The sequence below is a fragment of the Vibrio glycogenivorans genome, from assembly GCF_051660965.1.
Taxonomy (GTDB): domain Bacteria; phylum Pseudomonadota; class Gammaproteobacteria; order Enterobacterales; family Vibrionaceae; genus Vibrio.
Map to the genome: position 1 here is coordinate 93,877 of NZ_JBPVIS010000004.1, position 19,894 is coordinate 113,770.

The following is a 19,894-nucleotide window of genomic DNA, read 5'->3' on the forward strand; positions in this document are numbered from 1 at the left end:
AATTTATTGAAAAGGTTTTTATTCGTCCACGCTATTAACACTAGTCTCAACTGCCTGTTTTAATTAATATCTACTCAGCGGATGTGGGATTGATTAAGGATGATAGCCCTATGCATTACCTGGCGTTAGCGATGGCAGCAGTCTTCTGGGGTGGCAACTATGTTGTCGGTAAAGTCATGGCCCAAGCGTTGGACCCGGTCGGTATCACTTTGATCCGCTGGCTGGGTGCCGCTTGCATTATTTTTCTCATATACCGCACTTCGGTGATAAAAGACTGGCGGGCGTTTAGAGCTCATCTACCGTTTAATTTGATCTATTCAATTTTAGGTCAGATTTTCTTTCCACTGTCTCTTTACTTCGCCCTGCAATACACAACCTCACTTAACGCCGCCATCTATATATCCACTACGCCAAGTATGGTGTTGGCGATTAATCATTTTGTATTTAAAGACAGGGTCCATGCCAACGAGATCTTGGGTGTGATCGTCAGTACTGCGGGAGTACTATATCTTTCGATCATGAATGCCAATGCCGAGAGTTTTACTTTCAACATTGGTGATGGACTGGCCTTCTTTTCCGCCTTCAGTTGGTCGCTGTACAGCTCACTGCTTAGGTTTAAGCAAAAGGACATTTCTAATACCTCCTTCGTCGCCTATACCTCTGGGATTGCAGCGCTAATACTCGTACCCATATTTGGCCTATATACCTCATCCACAAGTTTTAATATCAACCAAGCGATGGATTCACTCAATTACTTTAGTGTCGCGGGGTTGTGTTACTTAATTATCTTCCCGTCCTGGCTCTCTTATGTATTCTGGAACTATGGTACTGGCAAAGTGGGCACCAGTAAGAGTGATATTTTCACCCATCTGATCCCTATTTCCGGTGGCTGCTTTGGCGTATTTTTCCTCGGTGAGCGACTTGAAAGCTATCATTTTATCGCGATAATTCTGATCGCAAGCGGGGTTGCTCTGTGTGCAAGGAAGCAACGCAGAAACCTTAAGACTCAGGTCAGTGATAACTTGTAACTCGTTTCCTAAGCTGAAGTCAGAATGATTTTTCCATCCAAGGTGAAGGGATTAGACTCAATAAGCTCAATCGCGGCATAGACTTGCTCCAATGGCAAATAGCGCGCAACATCCAGTTTAACTTGGTGAGTTATAAAGTGGTCTAACATCATGGTGAACTTTTCACGTCGCAGATCTTTGCCCACCTTATTCTCCCAGTAGCGAAGGAAGAAGGTACTGAAATCTATTGCTTGCTGTTTTGAATGTTCAAAAAAGCTGGGCGGGTAAAACTCTAACGATAGGGTTCCGTAGTTAATAAACCGACCATTGGTACTAAGGGTATAAACCAGCTCAGCTCCGGCCTGACCACCGATAGCATCAAAAGCAATGTTGGGCCTCGGGCAACCAAGGCGTTGAATTTGCGAGACTAGGTCTTGTTTAGCGTCGATGACATAATGAGTATCAAATGGATAGCTTTCAGGTTGTGAGGTGACAGCAATAAGCGTAAAACCAAGCGATAAGGATAGCTGGGCGAATATTTTCCCTATTGCTGAGCTGGCGGCATTGATGATCAACACATCACCTTGAGTCAACTGAACGATTTCTGTGCTCAAAACCCAAGCAGTTAACGCATTGATATACAGCTGACACGCATAGCCACTTTCTAAATGCTCAGGAATACTAAAAAGGTTATCTGGTGAGGCATCGATATAATTTTGCCAAGTCCCACTGCTCGCCACCACGACTCTCTCACCTACGCTAAACTCTGGATGCCTAGATTCGATAACCCGGCCAACCGCTTCAAACCCTGGCACCCTGGGCGGCTGATGTGTATGCCTATACTGCCCGACGCCATGGATAGACAATAGATCACTTGGATTAATATTGGTCGCTTCGACTTTGACTCGCACTTTATCTTGATTAAGCGCACTTAAGGGCACGGCCTCTAGTGCTAATGACGCGCTCGCTGGACCAAAGCTATGTTGATTAACTCTTGTATTGACTGTGGCTTTTGTCATGGGCTAGCTATGAGTGGTGAAGCAATATATGTCGTGCCCTTTATGCTGACACTTTTTTCGCCAATGTCCAGCTTTGATCAGCAACAAAGTAGTCCTGTGATATCTCTAAAGTCTTTGAATGGATGCTTGACCTGTTTTTAAAAATCCGAGTACCTTATCTCAATAGGTTATTTTTTAACCATGACAGGTTTGTCGAGAAAAATGAGCATAGGGAGTTAATTTGTGAACAGGGAAATTACCGGTAGTTGCTTATGTGGGAATGTGAGCTTTGTCGTCCAAGATGATTTCGTAAAGTTCTATTTTTGCCATTGCGAGCAATGCAGAAAGCTAACAGGATCGGCGCATGTTTCGCACTTATTTACGTCACCGACAAATATCAAGTGGACACAAGGAGTCGACAATACCGTACGTTATGATGACCCCACTCGCACCTTTTCCAATGTGTTCTGTAAACAGTGTGGCTCTCGGTTACCTTATTTATCAAAAAGCAACAAGTTCCTGATAGTGCCAGCAGGCTGCTTAAATGCCGAACCCTCTAGAAAACCCGATGCTCAGATATTCTGCTCTGAGCAAACCGCTTGGCACAAAGCCGGGATGGAGGCTATCAAGCTAGAAGGTTTTCCAGAAGAGGCATGATTGCACTTAGCATGGTTTAACAAGAAGTTGAACGGCGGTCATCGCGCACTTACTGATGTTTCTGGGGTAAGTAGCAGCTTACCCATGACCTTACCACTCTCTATCTGATCATGGGCCTGGCTCGCTTGTGAAAGTGGTATGGTTGAGTAAACGGGTTTCACCTGACCTTCTGCAAGCATCTGGTAGACCTTCTCTAACGATGTTTTGACTAAATCGAAGTGACTAAAATACGTTGCGTAAATCTCGGAATAAGAGATGGTTGGAGCCTTCGAAAAGTGTTTGACGGCTTCGGCTTGTAAATTGGTTTCGCCTACCCCAGCCAGAAAACCAAAAACCACGATGTGGCCAAGAAACAATAAATAGACACCCATATTAAAACAAGCGCTAGGAATAACACTAAGACACCCATATTTAAACAGGTACTACTAAATACGAAACACTAGATGATCGTTGACTTACCAAGGAAGCTAGCAGAGTGGTAGGAGCAAATTGGGTATAAAAGTCACATAGGCTCATTCACGAGAGAGTATCCCCCGCTTTAATCAAAAAGTGCTGCGAGCTAAATCATTTGCCAGTGAGGATTGCTCTATGCGCATCTAAAACAACGTTTAGCAGCACTGATCCCCTGCATTCGCTGTAATCCATGGTTGTGCTGAAATGACCGCAAAGCGCCCTCAGTGCCAATTGGACCGCTGAAATTTTCCTCTAGCGAGGTAACTAATACCGTCCAAAGTGCTTCATCAATCCCGAGCCTGGAGAGTATAGGAGGGCAATCTGGCAATATTGCGCCGGGTTTATCTTCTCGAATTACTCTTCCGCTCATATCAATTAGCAGTAGGTAATCTTTAAGAGTGAAGTTTAACCCCTCTGGCGTATGTTCACTCTCATTGCCAACAAATGGGTATAAACATTCAGGCTGATGAACTGGTGAATTCGGCATGACTCTAGAGTGCTTTAGTTTATCTGTACGTTTTTTGATACTTGTAAAATCAGAGTTTTCAGGTGTCTTTGCAATGTTGGCACGAATAGGATTGAGGTCAACATACGCCATACAGGCCAACAAAGCTGCATCATCAAGCAATGCTTGAGATTTAAACCGCCCTTCCCAAAAACGCCCTGTACAGCCATCTTCTTTGTTTGCTTGGCGAGCAATTGTCTCGTTGAGGTCCCGCATAAACCAACTCACATCGTGTAATCGGCTTCGATAAACCTCTGCCGTTTCCATCACTGCTCGAAGTGAAGCTTCATCTAACGATTCCTCATCGAGAAACCGGGAAGTAAGCAATGTACCTTTGTGTAATTTATGCCAACGTTCAAGAACTTGACGTGTATCCCAACTTAAGGCTTGGTCACGATTAATGTGAAGCACAACATGGGTATGGTTGCTCATTACTGCATAGGCGCATATATCGATAGCAAACACCTCCGCTAATGCCAGAAGGCGTTGCTCTACCCAGCCTCGGCGATGCTCAAAGCTCTTCCCTGTTATTTGATCTACACCACATAAATACGCATGACGTACGCAACGCGAAACACAGTGGTAATAGGCGGTATCGTCAAGGCTAACTTGTTCGCATCGGGCTTTCGGCATCGTCAGGTTACTCATAGGGGACCGATTTCAAGTGTAGACTGTGTTCATTATTTTGCTCAAATATGGGTGTCTATTTATTACTCTTACTACCACCTGTTTGTTCGATCACGATTGCTTTCATTGCTATTACTCCGCTAACGTTTTGCCGATTGACTCTTTATCTATGAGAGAAATAGTAGTCGCGAACCGTGAAAAAATCGTAATTAGGACACTACAGGTATTGCTGTTCAGATTTAGAAGCTGAACCGTGTCCCATCACTGACAATAGACTGCGCATAGATTAATGTGGTTGCCGAGAAAAGAAGAAAAGAGATGAGGGCAACAGCAGACTCCCAAGAAAGGGAGTCTGCTGTTTAGAGGCGTTGTACCGATAGAATGTCGTTTGACCAGGTTTCGCCTACCAATGATGGCATGAGCTAGAGTGTGAATAATTTACCTTAGTATTTGGCATTGCCTCGCGAAGCAACTCAATTTCATCCTCAGGAATCCACGTACATCTTAGAGTGATTTCTTCCATATTAGGCGAATTGGTGGCGAAGTTGTCGATAGCATAGCTTGATAGGTGTGTAATATTGTTTCGTGTAAAATCGATAATCTCTAAATCCTTTAATTCTGAAATTTCATCAATATTTTCTAAACTGGCCCCAATCATATAGATTTGCTTGACATTGCTCTCTGCTAAGAATGAAAGATAACCGACCGGATTGTGGTCAAATCTGAAGCGATGTAAGTTTTTGCCGGTCAAATTAGCAAACCCTCCAAGATTACTATAGCTCATATCTAGGTCCTCAAGACCATCATGGGCCGCAATGCTTCTTACCAAATCTGTAATTGGAACGTTAATATCAAAAGCACCAGTGAAATCAGCACGTTTTAAATTGGTCATATGTTCCAGACTAATATCTGTACTGATTTTGTTATCAACAAACCTAATAAACTCTAGCTGCTCAGCCTGTAAGAGAGGCGTGATATCAGTAATGTTATTTTCAAAAAATTGGATAGATTTAAGCTGTGGCATACCAGCAATGAAAGAAATATCCTCAAAGTCATAGCTTCGGTAATACATAAAGTGCTCAAGGCTCTCAACTTCAGTCAACACGCTGAGGTCCATTAGCTCCTGATCTTCCAGTTGGAGAGTAGTTAAATGCTTAAGCCCGGTAAGTGGAGTAAGGTCTTCAAGCATATAACCATCGCCGTGGTCAGGGTGGTAAGCTTCAGGTTGTCTTGATTTTCCACGTGCTGTTTCATGAAATAGATTTCGTTCATGCTCTAGTTTTGCATGCTCTTCTTCTGTTATTCGGTGCGCACCGGAGTTAAAACGCAGGAACTCTAAGTTTGGCATACGATGAATACCATTCAGGCTTACAACGTCGTTACATTTAAGTACCTTTATTTCGTCCGCGTATTTCGCACCGGCATTCTCCGGCTCGATGTCAACTGCAAAATCTATACATGCCTGTAGCTTTGGGTCTTGTACTGTAAGATCTGATAGAGACATGCGCTCTTGATCATGATATTGACAGCCTGCCAATACACCGATAGTCGCGGTGCATAGAAGCGTTGATTTAAAATTATTCATAAAAAATTCCAATTTGCTATTGTGCTGCCCTGTGGCGCACATTAAATACTTTGCTCTGATAGGCATTTAATCATCCCTATCTGTTAATTTGATTTTTCTAGCTGGGACCATTGACCCTATGAGACCTACAACAAACAGGCATATCACCATAATTGCCCCACTAGGCAAGTCATAGATGCTTGATAGAACCAGACCCAGCAAAATTCCGGCTATTCCCATGGCGATACTGATGGCATAAAAACGACTACCTTGGTGTTTTGCCGCACAAAGCGCGGGGATCACAAGCAGCGCAAATTCCAGGTAAACCCCGGTCAGCTTCACGGTAATAGGCATCAAAAGGGCAAATAGGATGTAAAATCCGTATCCTGATAAGATGCTAGGCTTGAGAATGAGCACAATCACGCATCCCAGCGTAACAACACCAATTTCAACCACATCTTGCCAAGTTGCCCACAGTAGTTGCCCATTAAGCACTTGATGAATAAAATCAGCTCCGTGTGGGTCGTGGCTCACCATCAGCATTGCCGTAGAGGCACTGACCACATACAAGCAACCAATCATCGCTTCCAAGTGCTGCTTCGCGTAGCGCTCTATTAGGGCGATAAGCGCACACATGACAAAAGCGATCGACCAGGGCCCATAGAGGTCACTGAACCAAAGTTCACTGGACCAGCCCAACCAATAATGAAAGACACCTGCCCCCATTGCCGCCGCCTGTGCAACCGCAAGGTCGATAAAGATGATCCCGCGCTTAATGACCTGATGGCCGAGGATGACATTACCTATTAGCGCAATCGTCCCGCAGATAAATGCAGGTAATAGCCAAGCGTAATCGTTGAGCATTGCCATAGCGATCTAAGATTCCTCACCAGAGTCAGCTGAATGCTCACCAGCCGCATCAACAAGCTGTTCGATAATGCTATCTATCATCTCCACCAAGGTTTGCTTACCCTCAACGGTCAAGGGGAGTTGCAGTGTTGGCTTATCGATTCGCTGCTGTAACCAGTTAGCAGCTCGACTGTCTTGATGCGATGAGTAGACAATCATATCAACCGCCTCTGCATCCAACTTCGTCAAACTCTGTAGGTGCGAAGTCGTCGGAGAGATGCCAGGTTTCGGCTCCAGATCCGCCACTTGCACGACCCCTAACCACTCAAACAAGTAACGATAGGTGGTGTGGTAGCCAACGACTTTGAGCCCTCTCAACGTCTCAACCTGTGCTTCCCACTCGGGGATTTTGCGTCTCCACTCTGAGCGAAAGCGAATACCATTAACTTGATATTGCTGAGCATTGTCGGGGTCTATCTCAATGAGTCGTTTGGTTAACTCACTCGAGATCCGAGGGATGTCTTTAACTGCAAATTGCACATGAGGATTACCATGTGCATGAATATCCCCCATACTGCGATCCACATGGCTATGAGTATCGAGCATAGAGACATAGTCAGACGCATAGAACATTCCCACCTGACCATCTTGGACACGGGCATTGTTGCTGCGCGCCTGGAGCATGGGTAACCAGCCAATTTCAAGTTCAGAGCCTGAGCAGATAGCCATATCTGCACCGCGCATTTGTGAAATCAGCGATGGCCTCGCCTGCACATAGTGAGGGTCCTGTTTTGAGGTTGTTGCTGAATAGACCTCAGCTTGCGGCGCATGAGCTCGCAACAACGCCTCCCACTCTGGTTCGCAAACAAAAGCGTTCAAAGCAAAGCTCGGTAGCGAATAGCTCCCGGCCAAAACGCCAAGCAACACTGACACGATGCCTGATCTGCGCTTGCTCATTAGCTTCATTTGACGAACGGGAGCATTAGAAAGCATGGGCACCATGCGCTCCAAAGGTCATCACGTATTGCAGCGTAAAGACATTGTCTTCGCGGTCTTGGTGCTGATTCTCTGCGCGCGTGTATTGAGCTCGAATCGTGCCAAAATGCGATGAATCCCATGCCACCATGAAGTCTAGCTCTTTGTCTGTTTCACGCTCAAAGAGCGGGTATTCGCCAAAGGAAACAAAATCAAAGTTATCAGCTTCGCTGTAACGGGTACCCACTGACCAGCTTGGGTTAATGCGATACACACCGGATACATAATAAGCATCAAGCGTGCCCGGATAATCGTTGTCATATCTAAACTCGCGGGTCGTGGCGCCATTCAGTCTTAACCACTCAGCACTGATGGTCAGATTTTGATATTTGTAGTTACCCGCTGGTGCCCATTTCCAAACAAGATCAACGCCATAAAGATGCTTACCCGTTACTGTAGCGCTGTGGCTGTGGTCATGGTCGTGACTGAAAGAATGTGGATGACCATGGTCGTGATCGTGGTCATGATCGTCGTCACCAAAGCTTTTGATTTGCCCGTTGTCGTTATACAGGTAGCTCAGGCCTACTTGCCAGCTTGAGGAAGCAGAGAAATCTGAGCCCACCGTTGCAGTTGCAGAGTAAATACCTACCGCTGATGGGTCTTCCACTGAGACCATATTTTGACCACTAAATGCTTCTGCTCCCAGACGAACATAAACGTCCGTTGGCAGTACAACATTTGCCGAAACGCCATCATCAAAATAATGACCGCCAAGGAAGCCTCGGTAGGCAACCGGACGCTCGACGAATGCATCTTCGTGTAGATGCTGGCTGTTGAGATAACCAAAGCTTGATAAGAATCGACCCGCTTTAATATTCAATCCATATGGAAGAGAAGTAGTCTCGATAAATGCTTCTTCAATCAGGATATCGGTATGGTCACCATGGCTTTCAAGCACAGTAGTGAGCGAGCCGCGAAACTTATCATCGATATTGGCTGATAAGTTCAGTTCCGTATGCCCGATACCGAAACCCTCTTCGCGCTCGGACAGGTTGCGCTCACCATTTTGATAGTAGCCGTCAAGGACAACGCCTATCTGTGGATTAGAGAGTGTGTTAGCGAATGCTAATGGAGTGAGCAAGGTCGATACCACTGCTCCTAGAAGTGTTTTGTTCAAGTTAAGCCCCGATTTTCATTGTTATGTTATAACATTTCATTTCAGGGCGGAGTTTAGAGAGATTTATATAGAAGACAAACCACCAAAAAGTAACAAGATATTACCAACTTAACCAAGCCATAAATATTTAACTTGTGTTAACTTGTTAACTTAATTGCAAATATTTAACGAGATAGAAGTGGGTAATTCTATCAAATAGGTTTCGAGTAGATAGCTTACTATCAACAACATCTAGTAGCACCATCGAATTGAGCCAGATACATCAATAACTTATACAAAAGTTATTAAGCAGCCATATGCTTATCAGAATTAAACACCCCTCCCTATTGGTTAACGCAAAGTAAAATAAATAAAACCATCCATAACATCACCATCCATGCAAGAGTCAAATCTGATGAAAAATCAACCTAATGACTAATAGGAATTGAGAAAATTGATATTGCTGTAATCAAATATTCATATAAGGCTACATGCTGGTCATGTTGAAACACTGACTGACATGCTGTCAACCTTACGAAGGAAACATAACTCAATCAATATCGATAATTGCAGTCATATATTTATGAAAAAGCAATGTTGGTGCTCATAAATACGCTACTATACGCTCATAGAGGGAGTGACTTTGTCACACAGATAACTCAGCTAAGCAATGACGAGATTCAACTATGGAACCAGACCATATTTTCCCCATCAAAGATTTTAACAATACCGTTTTCCTAAAGCCGCTTATTGCTCAAAGTGATGTGACCAACGTACATGTTGGAGAGTACAGCTACTACAGTGACTTTGAAGACCCGACGAATTTTTTAACCAAGAATGTTTTGTACAATTTCGGCATTTCAGGTAATGCTCTTCATATCGGCAAATTTTGTGCGTTTGCCAGCGGCGTTCAGTTTATAATGCCTGATGCAAATCATGCCACTGCCGGTATTACCACCTACCCATTTGCTGTCTTTGGTGAGCGATGGGCTGAAACTTTACCTTTGGCGGAATATCCATTCAAAAAGTACCGAGACACGATTATTGGCAATGATGTTTGGCTAGGTTATGACGTCACCGTTATGCCGGGTGTGTCTATTGGTCATGGTTCAATTATTGGCTCTAAATCAGTGGTATCAAAAGATATCCCACCGTATAGCATAGCGGTTGGTAATCCGGCGAAAGTCGTTAAGGCTAGGTTTAATGATGCTGACCGAGAAAACCTGTTAGCGCTCGCATGGTGGGACTGGGAGATTGAACTGATTGAGCGAGCAATGCCAATATTGGTTAAAGGTGATATCCCTAGATTACTAGAGTTTGCTCAAACAAATGGATTAGTAAAATAGAAATCCATTGCCCTTGGACTAATTTATTTTTGAGTGTGTTTGCATCAACTTTTCTCATATAACACACTCCTTCTTTCCCCTATTGAGGCATCAACAATGAGCCGATTATTCAGATAGATATACAGTCGGGAAAACTCTCCACTAAGACGACTAGTCATGTCCAGATGTCGAACGGGCAAAGACCCCCTTTTTACCTGCTCGTTGATCAGCTTAACTTGTTACACCGTATTTTTCTCACGACAAGCGAGAGTAAATCCAAGTAGTCCTCGCACCAACCAACGCGATAGTGAGACTATTATGAATAAGTTGATTACTGAAAGGGCGTGGGAAATAAAACATAAAAGCGCCAAAACAATGCTAACCTGCCTGGGATTCGGGTCTGTCAGCCTCCTCTTTTCATCTAACGTTTTTGCTGCAGCCAATCTCCAACCCGATGATTTTGTCGGCATCTCATTCTGGCTTATTTCGATGGCCCTAATGGCGTCCACTGTATTTTTCTTGTGGGAAACCCAAGGAGTGACAGCCAAGTGGAAAACCTCCCTCACAGTGTCAGCGCTCGTCACCTTGATTGCCGCGGTACACTATTTCTACATGCGCGATGTATGGGTAGCCACTGGCGACACGCCTACGGTATACCGTTACATTGACTGGTTGCTCACCGTACCCCTACTAATGATAGAGTTCTACCTAATCCTGCGCGCGATCGGCGCTGCATCACCAGGCATTTTTTGGCGACTCCTCATTGGTACGCTAGTCATGTTGATACCCGGCTACATGGGCGAGGCAGGCTACATCAACGTGACCATAGGGTTCATCATCGGCATGCTCGGTTGGTTCTACATCCTCTACGAGATCTTCTTGGGTGAGGCCGGCAAGGCTGCGAGTCAACAAGCCAGTGATTCGGTGAAATTTGCTTACAACTTAATGCGTTGGATTGTTACCGTAGGCTGGGCAATCTACCCAATCGGTTACGTCCTGGGTTATATGATGGGCACCGTCGACGCTGCCTCTTTGAACCTAGTGTATAACTTGGCGGACGTGGTGAACAAAATAGCGTTTGGTCTGCTCATCTGGTACGCAGCAACGTCAGAGAGTCAAGGCCAGAATTGATGGTCAGTCGCTCATCGGTTCTCCTGCAACCACATTAAACGCACGATACAGACTCAACATTGGTTTTCGCTGGCTCGGGTCACCAGCTAGCGATTGCCATCTACCTGCAAAGGTGTCTGGTCAGGGGTGTCGTAACAAGGGATTCGACAAGAAGCTCTCCGGCAAGCACTCTTTCACAGCATTTAATGTGCTCAGTTGGATTAGTTCACAACCAGTCTCTACTCAAGACATTAATATACAGGCGGTCGTCATGAGCAATCCCAAAAGTATATTGAGAAGTACCCAGCAAAACCAAATATATCAACACTGCGAGCAAGTGCTCTTAACAGCGGTATCGCAGCACGAGCCAGCCCAGTATCACCTCAGTACAGGCGGGCAACGGGTAAGAATGCGAGTCTGCATCGATGCTTCCCTTGCGCTTGGACTCGCAGAGAGCGACTCGGTGATTCTCGCCGCAGCGATTGAGTTACTGCACAATGCGTCTTTGATCCACGATGATATTCAGGATGGGGATCGCCTGCGACGCGGCAGCCCTACCGTTTGGGCAAAGTATGGCGCTAATGTTGCGATTTGTACCGGTGACCTGATGATCACCAAAGCTTTTGGGCTGTTAGCACAAATAACAACTAGTGAGCGCCTGCCGCAATTGCTAGAAGTGACCCAGCAAGCCGTTGCTGAAACCATTTATGGCCAACTTGAAGATATCACATTGCAAGGCGGCGTCAGTCCGCGTGACTATGAAGAAATTGCGGCTCGAAAGGCAGGGCCTCTTTTGTCTCTGCCGCTTGTATTGCCGCTGTTGTCTCGTTATGGCGACACTTATATCAATACTGCCAAGCGTGCAGCGAGAAATTTCGCTATTGCTTATCAGATCTTAGACGACATCAGCGACCACGATGATGACCTCAAATGCAACCGTCTCAACCTACTCAATATTTACCTCTCCGACAACAGCAAAGTAGCGGCGCTTCGACTCACTAAACAGCGAGCCTATTACTTATTAAAAAGCTGTGAGCGAGACTTCAGTAAACTCCCCGATGACTGCGCTGTAGGTCTTTTGCAAGCAACGCAGCATAAGCTAGCTAAGCTCAGGGAGGTCAATGATGAGCGCGCCTAACCAACCTATCAAAGGTTCCCGAGCGATAGTGATTGGCGCTGGATTCGGTGGCATAGCCGCAGCGTTGAGGCTACGAGCCAAGGGCTATAGCGTGACCTTGATTGATAAGGGTAGCCAATTAGGGGGGCGAGCCAAGGTCTTTCGTCGTAACGGCTTTACGTTCGACGCCGGTCCAACTGTGATCACCGCGCCGTTTTTGATCGAGGAGCTGTTTACGCTGTTTGGCGAGTCCGCCTCCGACTACGTCTCAATTGTGCCTGTCGCCCCTTGGTATCGCTTCCATTACAGTGATGGTACCTGTTTCGATTACGGCAGCACATACGAAGACACCCTCGCTGCCATCAAAGCCCTCTCACCCAGAGACGTTGATGGCTATCAAAGGCTACTTGAGACTTCCAAGGCGATATTTAACGTGGGCTTCACCCAGCTTGCCGATCAACCTTTCGACCGCCCACTCACCATGTTTAAACAAATACCCAACCTAGTCAGACTCGGCTGCTATAAAAGCGTATGGCAACTGGTCTGTGATCATCTAGAGCATGAGAAGCTCAGACAGGCGTTTTCTATCCAACCCATGCTAGTTGGGGGTAACCCCTTTGACACCACCAGCATTTATAACCTGATCCATTTTTTGGAGCAAAAGTGGGGGGTTCATTTTGCTTTGGGAGGTATGGGAGCTTTGGTCAACGCATTAGAGCAGCTCATGACTGAGCAAGGTATCGATATCAAGCTGAATGCGGAGGTGGAAACCGTTGTCACTGAGCAGCAGAGCGTCACCGGTGTTGGGCTAACTAATGGCACTTTTATTTCATGTGATGTACTGGTCTCTAACGCAGATCCCGCATTCCTGTACCGAAAAATGGTCAAACCGAAAGACCAAACGCTGGCTGCCAAGGTTAAATCTAAGTACGCCAAGTTTTCCATGGGGCTGTTTGTGTTGTATTTCGGCACTACAAAACAGTACGACAATATTGCTCACCACACTATCTGGCTCGGGAAACGCTACCAGAGCTTGCTTGATGATATTTTCAATACCAAGCAGCTCGCTGACGACTTCTCGCTGTATGTCCACCGCCCCACAGCGACAGACCCAACCATGGCACCAGAGGGCTGCGATAGTTTTTACGTGCTCTCTCCAGTCCCAAACTTGCAATCTGGCATCGATTGGGAGCAAACCAAGACCGAATACGGAGACAAGATTATCAAGGCACTCGAGGAAAGTATGCTTCCGGGGCTCTCGAAGTGTATCGTCGAGCGCTTCTGTATGACGCCACAAGACTTTGCTCAAGATTACAACAGTCTTCACGGGGCGGGTTTCTCTATAGCGCCGACGCTAACGCAGTCGGCATACTTTCGTTTCCATAATCGGGGGGAGGGCCCCAAAAACCTCTATGTGGTCGGGGCAGGAAGTCACCCTGGCGCAGGATTGCCCGGTGTACTCTGCTCAGCGAAGGTGTTGGACAAGCTGGTACCGACGGCAGATTGCGCTGAAATGAGTGAGCTATCATTGAGTCAGGCCACAGCTGATGATCAGCACGGTGTACCGACGTTGAATGCTGGAGAGAAGTATGAAAAACCAGGCGCTTAATAGTCTAGCCAAACATGGAAAGACCTTCAGATTTGCCGGCTTACTACTCAACAAAACACAGTTAGAACAGGCTGCGCGGCTGTACCACTTTTGCCGCTGCATCGATGATATCGCTGACAATGCAACCGACAAGTGCAAAGCCACTGAGCAACTCAAGGCCGTCAAACGGCAGCTTACCAATCAATGCCCACAAGATGCCTTTGTTGAGGACTTTCTGGCACTTAGTGCAGAGTTAAACATGCCACAAGATTACGCCTCGACCCTTATCGATGGTGTCACCAGCGACCTTGGTCGAGTCGATATTCAGACCGAGAGCGAATTGGTTCAGTATGCCTTCAAGGTCGCTGGTGTGGTTGGTTTGATGATGTGCCCGATTCTTGGTGCAGACCCTCGCGGCACGCCCTACGCCATCGATTTAGGCATTGCACTGCAGTTGACCAACATCGCCCGTGATGTTTTGGAGGATGCGCAAATGGGGCGGCGTTACCTGCCTTACGAATGGTGTCCGATGAGTGCTCAGCAAGTTACGCTTGGCAACGATGTTGAGACGCGCCAACAAGTCATGCAAGCGATTGAGCGTGTGCTCGCCCTTGCTGAGCATTATTATACCAGTGCGCGCCAAGGCTATACTCACCTTCCCCGTCGCAGTCGCCGGGCAATTATTGTCGCTGAATCTGTCTATCGAGCTATCGGCGTCAAGCTCACCCAGCAAGGCACTCGGTATTGGGAGGGTAGAACAACCGTCGCCTTGACCTCGAAAATTCACATCGCTGCTGTCAATCTGTTGCGTCGCACTCAAACCTCTTCAAAGGGCCATGATCAAACCCTTCATTTACCACTGCGCCAACTGACAGCATATCAACCGATTGAGATCATCTCAGATGCAGGCGCTTAAAGCCGACATTGTGATGTTGGGCATTGGTCTTTCTTCATGCTCCTTGGCACTGGCATTACTCGAAAAAGGCTATCGTGGCGATATCGTGATGTTAGAGAGGGAAGCACGCGTCAACAGTGATAAAACTTGGTGCTTTTGGGATGGCGAGCATATCCCTCACTATTTGAGACCATTAATCTGCAAAAGCTGGCCCTCTTGGCAAATTGCAGACATTACCCACAAGACTCAAGGCGGCTCAACCAGTTACGCCTGCATCCGAGCCACTGATTTCTTTCACTACTGCCTTGCACAGCTCTCAAGCGCCGACAACATTACGTTGCTTTTCAATAGCGATATCCACACCACTGGCGAGCAAAGCGACGGCGTCACTGTCTACAGTAACACCCATACCATAGTGGCTAAAATGGGCTTTGACAGTCGCTTCCAAGCACCAGCGACTAGCACTAAGCAGGGTCTGCTACAGTGTTTTTCCGGAGCTTGGATTGTAAGCGCTTCAGCTCAGTTTTCAGATTGCACCGCCAAGTTGATGGTGGACATCAAAGCCGTAGAGGGCGGCACTCAGTTTCTTTATCTTCTGCCGTTCGACAAACAGAGTGCGTTAGTAGAGATCACGCGCTTTGCATCCCAACCCGTCAGCCGCTCCCAGTTAGAAACTGAGACCTTAGCGGCGTTAACCCATCTTGGACTCAGCGCACATGACATCATCACATGGGAGCATGGTGTGTTGCCAATGACAGTGGAAAACACCTCTACGGTTGAGCCCTCGCAAGCTGATACCCCGCCTTTCGCGCGATGGCACTCTATTGGCATAAGGGGTCACTGCATCCGAGCTGCAACAGGATATGCTTTTACTGCTATTCAGCGTAGCAGCGTAGCCCTTGCAAAACAGATCGTCCTGAGTCAGCGAGCATCGCCACCCCGCTCACCCCGCTATTATCAATGGCTCGATGGCGTGTTTTTACATGTGTTGCGTAACGAGCCGCAGCGCGCCCCGGAGATTTTTGCGCGTTTGGCACAGGGAACGACGCCGGAGCAATTTTCCCGCTTTATGAGTGAACAAGCCAACTGGCGAGACATATTAGCCGTGATTAACTGCATGCCCAAATGGCTGTTTATGCGCGCAGCCCTCAAGGTATACCTATGAATCAGGCACTCCTATGAACCGAGAAAACTACAGTGCAAACCAGTTCTGGGGAGTGTTTGCCGGCGCGTTCTTGCTCTCGATATTGCTGTCGAGAATCGACGACACCCATACCATTGTCTTAGCCGCGATACTTATCTTGGGCGTTCCACATGGCGCCCTAGACATCATCATGCTAAAACAATTGGCGCACCCAAAACCAAGCAAAATCAACAATGCTCGGCTTTTTCTTTACTCTGCTGGCTACGCAATCACAGTGATTGCTTGTCTCGGCACATGGCGGTTAAGCCCTGCGGTCTGCCTATGCCTGTTTTTCTGTCTCGCAGCAGTGCACTTTAGCTCAGATTGGCGGCTGTCGGCACCACAAGCCCGCGGGTTAATCAGCACTCTTGTACTCACAGCGCCAGCACTATTCCACCCCGAATCTCTGCACGAGCAGTTTACCTTACTGGGACTGACTGACACTGATGCTCTGAGCGTCATTACTGGCATGAGACTTGTGTGTATTCTTGTACTTATTAGTCTGCTCGCAATGGCTCATAAACTCAGTGTCAGTACCCGGGTGTGGATTTTGGTATTGGTCTCAACGTGCTATTTGCTGCCGGTTCTGTATTTCTTTAGCCTCTACTTTTGTGCACTGCACGCGCCACTGCATACTCTGCAAATCAAGGTGCAAAACCAGCTGTCTTGGCCATCACTGGCGCACGCAACGACTGCTCCTTTACTTGGGACTGGTCTAATACTAGGTGGTTTCTTTGCCTATATCCCACAAGGTCCCACCAACGATGCTCTGCTGTCGACGGTTTTTATTGGTTTGTTCGCATTGACTGTCCCCCACCTCATTTTGACATTGGTTTATCAGAGGTTAATTGAAAAGCAAAACACCTAGATAAATGAGCACTAGAACTCATCTAGCCTCGCTACCACAATGGTTTACCCAATCAGAGGCTGCTGAGAAGTGTGTACTCACCTTTTGTCTCAAGACGATAACCACTTTCGATATCATCAGAGGTATGGGTCTGTACCTTGAGCGTCCCCTGCAACACGATTGGCTCCCAAGGCTCGACATAATCGATAGCCTGCTCGACAAGGATCAATTGATTTGGCGGCGGTGGGGGGATATGTAAACACGCGCCAAAAAAGGGCACCAGTAAAAACTCGGTTATCTTGTTGGCTTCGATACCCAGTGGCACCACAAAACCAGCGAGGGTTTGCTCGGTGTTATTTAGATCAGTCACCATGCTGCCCTGCCTAATCTGAGGCGCTTGTACATCCAATGGAATATCATGGTTGATCGGCTGAATCAGCCCCTGATGACGCTCTTCTAGTGGGATCAGCTCCTGCCATGACAGTGGCGTTAAAGCTGCAGCCACCAGACTACTCCATGCGCTCAAGCCGATAACGAGTAACATCTTTATCATATCTATGGTATCGCCCTTGCTTGCGCAAGGGCGTCTCTTTTACTCTGCTTTAGCGATTAATTCGCGACGAATGCACCATGCATAATTGCGTGAATCGAGGTGTTATCAATAGATCGGCCGTGTACGACCTCACTGTTTACGCCCCAAGCCACCATAGGTACAGGGACGTTGGTGTGATTACCCCACAGCCAGCTCACTTGTGGAATTTCGCCAGCACCATTGGTTTTAATCAACTCTAGCCCGCCGACTTCATGGTCTGCCGTGACAATGACCATAGTGTCATCACGTTGCTCGACCCAATTAGCCACTTTCTCAACAGATTCATCGAACTTCAACGTCTCAATAATTAGGCGCTCTTCATCGTTAAGGTGGCCGGCAAAGTCAATTTGAGACCCTTCCACCATCAGGAAAAAGCCATTTGGATTGCGCGATAGGATTTCGATCGCAACTTCCGTCATCTCTTCAATATGCGGGATATCGAGGCTCTCGTAACTCCATCCCTGCTCCACTTGGTAATCTGAAGGCTTCACATACGGGATCTCATCCTCACCGAAGATCGCCGCAAACTTAATCGAGGCATCTTCGTCAGTTGCTGGTAATGTTTCGATCGCCGCCAACATGTCTGTTTTGTTCTTCACCACAATGTAGTCGTTGTTCTCAGCCGCTTGACTGATAACATCAACATCCTTCACTTTCTTACTGCCACAGATGGCTAAGTTAGGTTGAACATCGCCAAACATGCTCTCAGAGAGCTGAGCAAAGTCATTGCGGTTTGGACCATGAGAAACAAACGCTGCAGGCGTTGCGTGCACACAGTGTGAAGTCGCAACCACGCCAATCGATTTACCCATTTTTTGCGCCTGTTCAGCGATTGTTTCTAGGTTCGAGCCGTCACCGGGTCTTGCTTGCGCAATGGTACCCGACACAACTTTAACCCCAGTAGACATCGCAGTTGCTGCAGCGGCCGAGTCGGTGTAGTAGTTCATTCCTAGTCCAGCTAGCTTCTCAAACCCAAGCGTATCGGCACTGGCGGTATGGATCTGGCCGCGGTGTGGTGCCGAGTCCATAAACAGCAATTCACCATTGTAGGCACGAGTCACATCCAGCTGAGCATACCCCATACCATCACCAATCATGAGGATGACGTTATTCGCATGGCTCATATCGACTACATCAACTTCGTGTGCATCGCTTGACTCGGCAATTGTGCCAAGGTTGGTGGTGAGTTCAACCTGATATCGACCTGTCGAATCAGCGGTTGCGATTTGACGGAAGCCCGGTTCGTCTTGGGTTTCATCATCTTCTAGCGTAACTTGAATGTTGTCAGAGACGATTGCCCAATCGACGCTATTAGCATGGGTACTGCCGTCCGCCCCTAGATTAATTGGAGTATATGGCGCTGTTAGCTTGTCATAACCAGAATTGGCACGAACCTTAGACATTGATACCGGTATCGCAACTTGTCCATCACCTAAGGTGGAGATGCCAAACACATAGCTACCCGCCTCTACAGAGGCGTGCATCACACCACCTGGATAAGTCGTTAGTGCTGAAGCACCTTCTTTCAGGTCTACTAATTGGTTTTTAAGCCCACCGTAAACCAACTCTTCACCGTCAAGATTTTGCACTAGGTTAAATTGAATATCTTGTTGCTGCTCAAAGTTAATCGTGACCTGATAATTTCCAGCACCTACATAATCAAACTGATATTGATCTTGTAGCTCCCAGTCACTAAAGCTACCGGTTAAGTATACGCTCGAACTCAATGTATCAACATCAGAGTCGGTAATGTTCTCAATGTACAAGGTAGGGTTATTAATACCCGCACTTGCATCTAGAGAAAACTTGTAAATTTGCTCCTGGCCATCAACCTTAATGTCCATATTTTGGTTGGTGAATTCATCGTATTTTCGCTGTAATTCGTAAAGGACATCTGTCGTGACTAGGCTATCTTCACTTTCAGAAATGGCAAGATCACGCTCAGCACTCCATTCTGGATCAGATATTTTGAATGAATACGAGCCCGACTCCATTTTGAACAGCGCTGTATGCACTCCCTCACCCTGATAATGGAACTGAGCTTCAGGTGGCGCAGACCAACTGTTCATTGAGCCTTTAATATATAGGCGGCAGTCCTTGTTCGGTGAAGTGGCAATCTCTTCTTCGGTACAGGCATAGGGGCCAGTATCTATGCTTTCCGCAATTTCCCTATCAACTTCAACATACTTGGTATCTGTTTCATTACAGCCTGCGAGCACAGCTAGTGCCAGTACTGAAAATATAAACGGGCTCTTTTTCACCTTTTCTTTCCTTTAATTAGTTCAAAGCACAAATTAATTTATCAGCAAATTACTTCACAAAAGTTACAATTTATTTTCAGGCAGAAATAATTAAAAGCAATAAATAATTCAACCCCAAACAATTTAAAAACTCAGCCCTTAATTACATTAACTACTCCCCCTCTAGTTAAGTAAGGGTTATTACC

18 protein-coding genes are annotated in these 19,894 nt (G+C 46.7%); 9 read left to right on the plus strand and 9 right to left on the minus strand.

The window, feature by feature from the left end:
* Positions 1–110 precede the first annotated feature (110 nt).
* Positions 111–1,028 (plus strand): DMT family transporter, encoded by a 918-nt coding sequence (locus tag ACSTTG_RS11155; protein WP_438474874.1) that lies wholly within the window; start codon positions 111–113, stop codon positions 1,026–1,028.
* A gap of 8 nt (positions 1,029–1,036) precedes the next feature.
* Here ACSTTG_RS11155 and ACSTTG_RS11160 read toward each other — a convergent pair whose 3' ends face one another.
* Positions 1,037–2,026 (minus strand): zinc-dependent alcohol dehydrogenase family protein, encoded by a 990-nt coding sequence (locus tag ACSTTG_RS11160; RefSeq protein WP_438474876.1) that lies wholly within the window; start codon positions 2,024–2,026, stop codon positions 1,037–1,039.
* A 222-nt stretch (positions 2,027–2,248) separates the two neighbouring features.
* On the opposite strand from ACSTTG_RS11160, the gene ACSTTG_RS11165 reads away from it, so the two are divergent.
* A complete protein-coding gene (locus ACSTTG_RS11165) occupies positions 2,249–2,662 on the plus strand; it encodes a GFA family protein (RefSeq protein WP_438474878.1) in 414 nt (137 codons plus the stop codon).
* A 38-nt stretch (positions 2,663–2,700) separates the two neighbouring features.
* On the opposite strand, the gene ACSTTG_RS11170 is transcribed toward ACSTTG_RS11165, so the two are convergent.
* The 6 genes from ACSTTG_RS11170 to ACSTTG_RS11195 all read right to left on the minus strand — a co-directional run bounded on the left by ACSTTG_RS11170 (position 2,701) and on the right by ACSTTG_RS11195 (position 8,812).
* The gene (locus ACSTTG_RS11170; RefSeq protein ID WP_438474880.1) at positions 2,701–3,033 is read right to left on the minus strand and encodes a zinc-binding dehydrogenase; all 333 of its coding nucleotides are present in this window, start codon (positions 3,031–3,033) and stop codon (positions 2,701–2,703) included.
* Between the two features lie 215 nt (positions 3,034–3,248).
* Complete coding sequence (locus ACSTTG_RS11175; protein ID WP_438474881.1) at positions 3,249–4,268, minus strand: transposase; 1,020 nt, start codon at positions 4,266–4,268, stop codon at positions 3,249–3,251.
* A 382-nt stretch (positions 4,269–4,650) separates the two neighbouring features.
* Positions 4,651–5,898 (minus strand): leucine-rich repeat domain-containing protein, encoded by a 1,248-nt coding sequence (locus ACSTTG_RS11180; protein ID WP_438457043.1) that lies wholly within the window; start codon positions 5,896–5,898, stop codon positions 4,651–4,653.
* On the minus strand, positions 5,899–6,675 hold the full coding sequence (locus tag ACSTTG_RS11185) for a metal ABC transporter permease (protein ID WP_438475020.1): 777 nt from the start codon (positions 6,673–6,675) through the stop codon (positions 5,899–5,901). It lies immediately after the preceding gene.
* 12 nt (positions 6,676–6,687) lie between these two features.
* A complete protein-coding gene (locus tag ACSTTG_RS11190; protein ID WP_438457042.1) occupies positions 6,688–7,617 on the minus strand; it encodes a metal ABC transporter solute-binding protein, Zn/Mn family in 930 nt (309 codons plus the stop codon).
* 25 nt (positions 7,618–7,642) lie between these two features.
* Positions 7,643–8,812, minus strand: coding sequence for a porin family protein (locus ACSTTG_RS11195; RefSeq protein WP_438474882.1), 1,170 nt, complete (start codon positions 8,810–8,812; stop codon positions 7,643–7,645).
* A gap of 665 nt (positions 8,813–9,477) precedes the next feature.
* On the opposite strand from ACSTTG_RS11195, the gene ACSTTG_RS11200 reads away from it, so the two are divergent.
* The 7 genes from ACSTTG_RS11200 to ACSTTG_RS11230 all read left to right on the plus strand — a co-directional run bounded on the left by ACSTTG_RS11200 (position 9,478) and on the right by ACSTTG_RS11230 (position 16,877).
* Positions 9,478–10,137 carry a CatB-related O-acetyltransferase gene (locus ACSTTG_RS11200; RefSeq protein WP_438457040.1) on the plus strand — a complete coding sequence of 220 codons (660 nt, stop codon included), beginning with the start codon at positions 9,478–9,480 and terminating at the stop codon, positions 10,135–10,137.
* Between the two features lie 447 nt (positions 10,138–10,584).
* Positions 10,585–11,247, plus strand: coding sequence for a bacteriorhodopsin-like (locus ACSTTG_RS11205; protein ID WP_438475021.1), 663 nt, complete (start codon positions 10,585–10,587; stop codon positions 11,245–11,247).
* A gap of 250 nt (positions 11,248–11,497) precedes the next feature.
* Complete coding sequence (locus ACSTTG_RS11210; RefSeq protein WP_438474884.1) at positions 11,498–12,364, plus strand: polyprenyl synthetase family protein; 867 nt, start codon at positions 11,498–11,500, stop codon at positions 12,362–12,364.
* The gene (gene crtI / locus ACSTTG_RS11215) at positions 12,351–13,952 is read left to right on the plus strand and encodes a phytoene desaturase family protein (RefSeq protein WP_438474885.1); all 1,602 of its coding nucleotides are present in this window, start codon (positions 12,351–12,353) and stop codon (positions 13,950–13,952) included. Before ACSTTG_RS11210 ends, crtI begins: the two co-directional genes overlap by 14 nt.
* Complete coding sequence (locus tag ACSTTG_RS11220) at positions 13,933–14,847, plus strand: phytoene/squalene synthase family protein (RefSeq protein ID WP_438474887.1); 915 nt, start codon at positions 13,933–13,935, stop codon at positions 14,845–14,847. The genes crtI and ACSTTG_RS11220 overlap by 20 nt, the downstream gene beginning before the upstream one ends.
* Positions 14,834–15,991 carry a lycopene cyclase family protein gene (locus ACSTTG_RS11225; RefSeq protein ID WP_438474889.1) on the plus strand — a complete coding sequence of 386 codons (1,158 nt, stop codon included), beginning with the start codon at positions 14,834–14,836 and terminating at the stop codon, positions 15,989–15,991. Before ACSTTG_RS11220 ends, ACSTTG_RS11225 begins: the two co-directional genes overlap by 14 nt.
* A gap of 13 nt (positions 15,992–16,004) precedes the next feature.
* The gene (locus ACSTTG_RS11230) at positions 16,005–16,877 is read left to right on the plus strand and encodes a Brp/Blh family beta-carotene 15,15'-dioxygenase (protein WP_438474890.1); all 873 of its coding nucleotides are present in this window, start codon (positions 16,005–16,007) and stop codon (positions 16,875–16,877) included.
* 52 nt (positions 16,878–16,929) lie between these two features.
* On the opposite strand, the gene ACSTTG_RS11235 is transcribed toward ACSTTG_RS11230, so the two are convergent.
* Positions 16,930–17,409, minus strand: a complete 480-nt coding sequence (locus ACSTTG_RS11235; protein WP_438457034.1) for a DUF3299 domain-containing protein — start codon at positions 17,407–17,409, stop codon at positions 16,930–16,932.
* Positions 17,410–17,465: 56 nt separating this feature from the next.
* Positions 17,466–19,709: an alkaline phosphatase gene (locus ACSTTG_RS11240; RefSeq protein ID WP_438474891.1), complete on the minus strand. Its 2,244-nt coding sequence runs from the start codon at positions 19,707–19,709 to the stop codon at positions 17,466–17,468.
* Between the last annotated feature and the right edge of the window lie 185 nt (positions 19,710–19,894).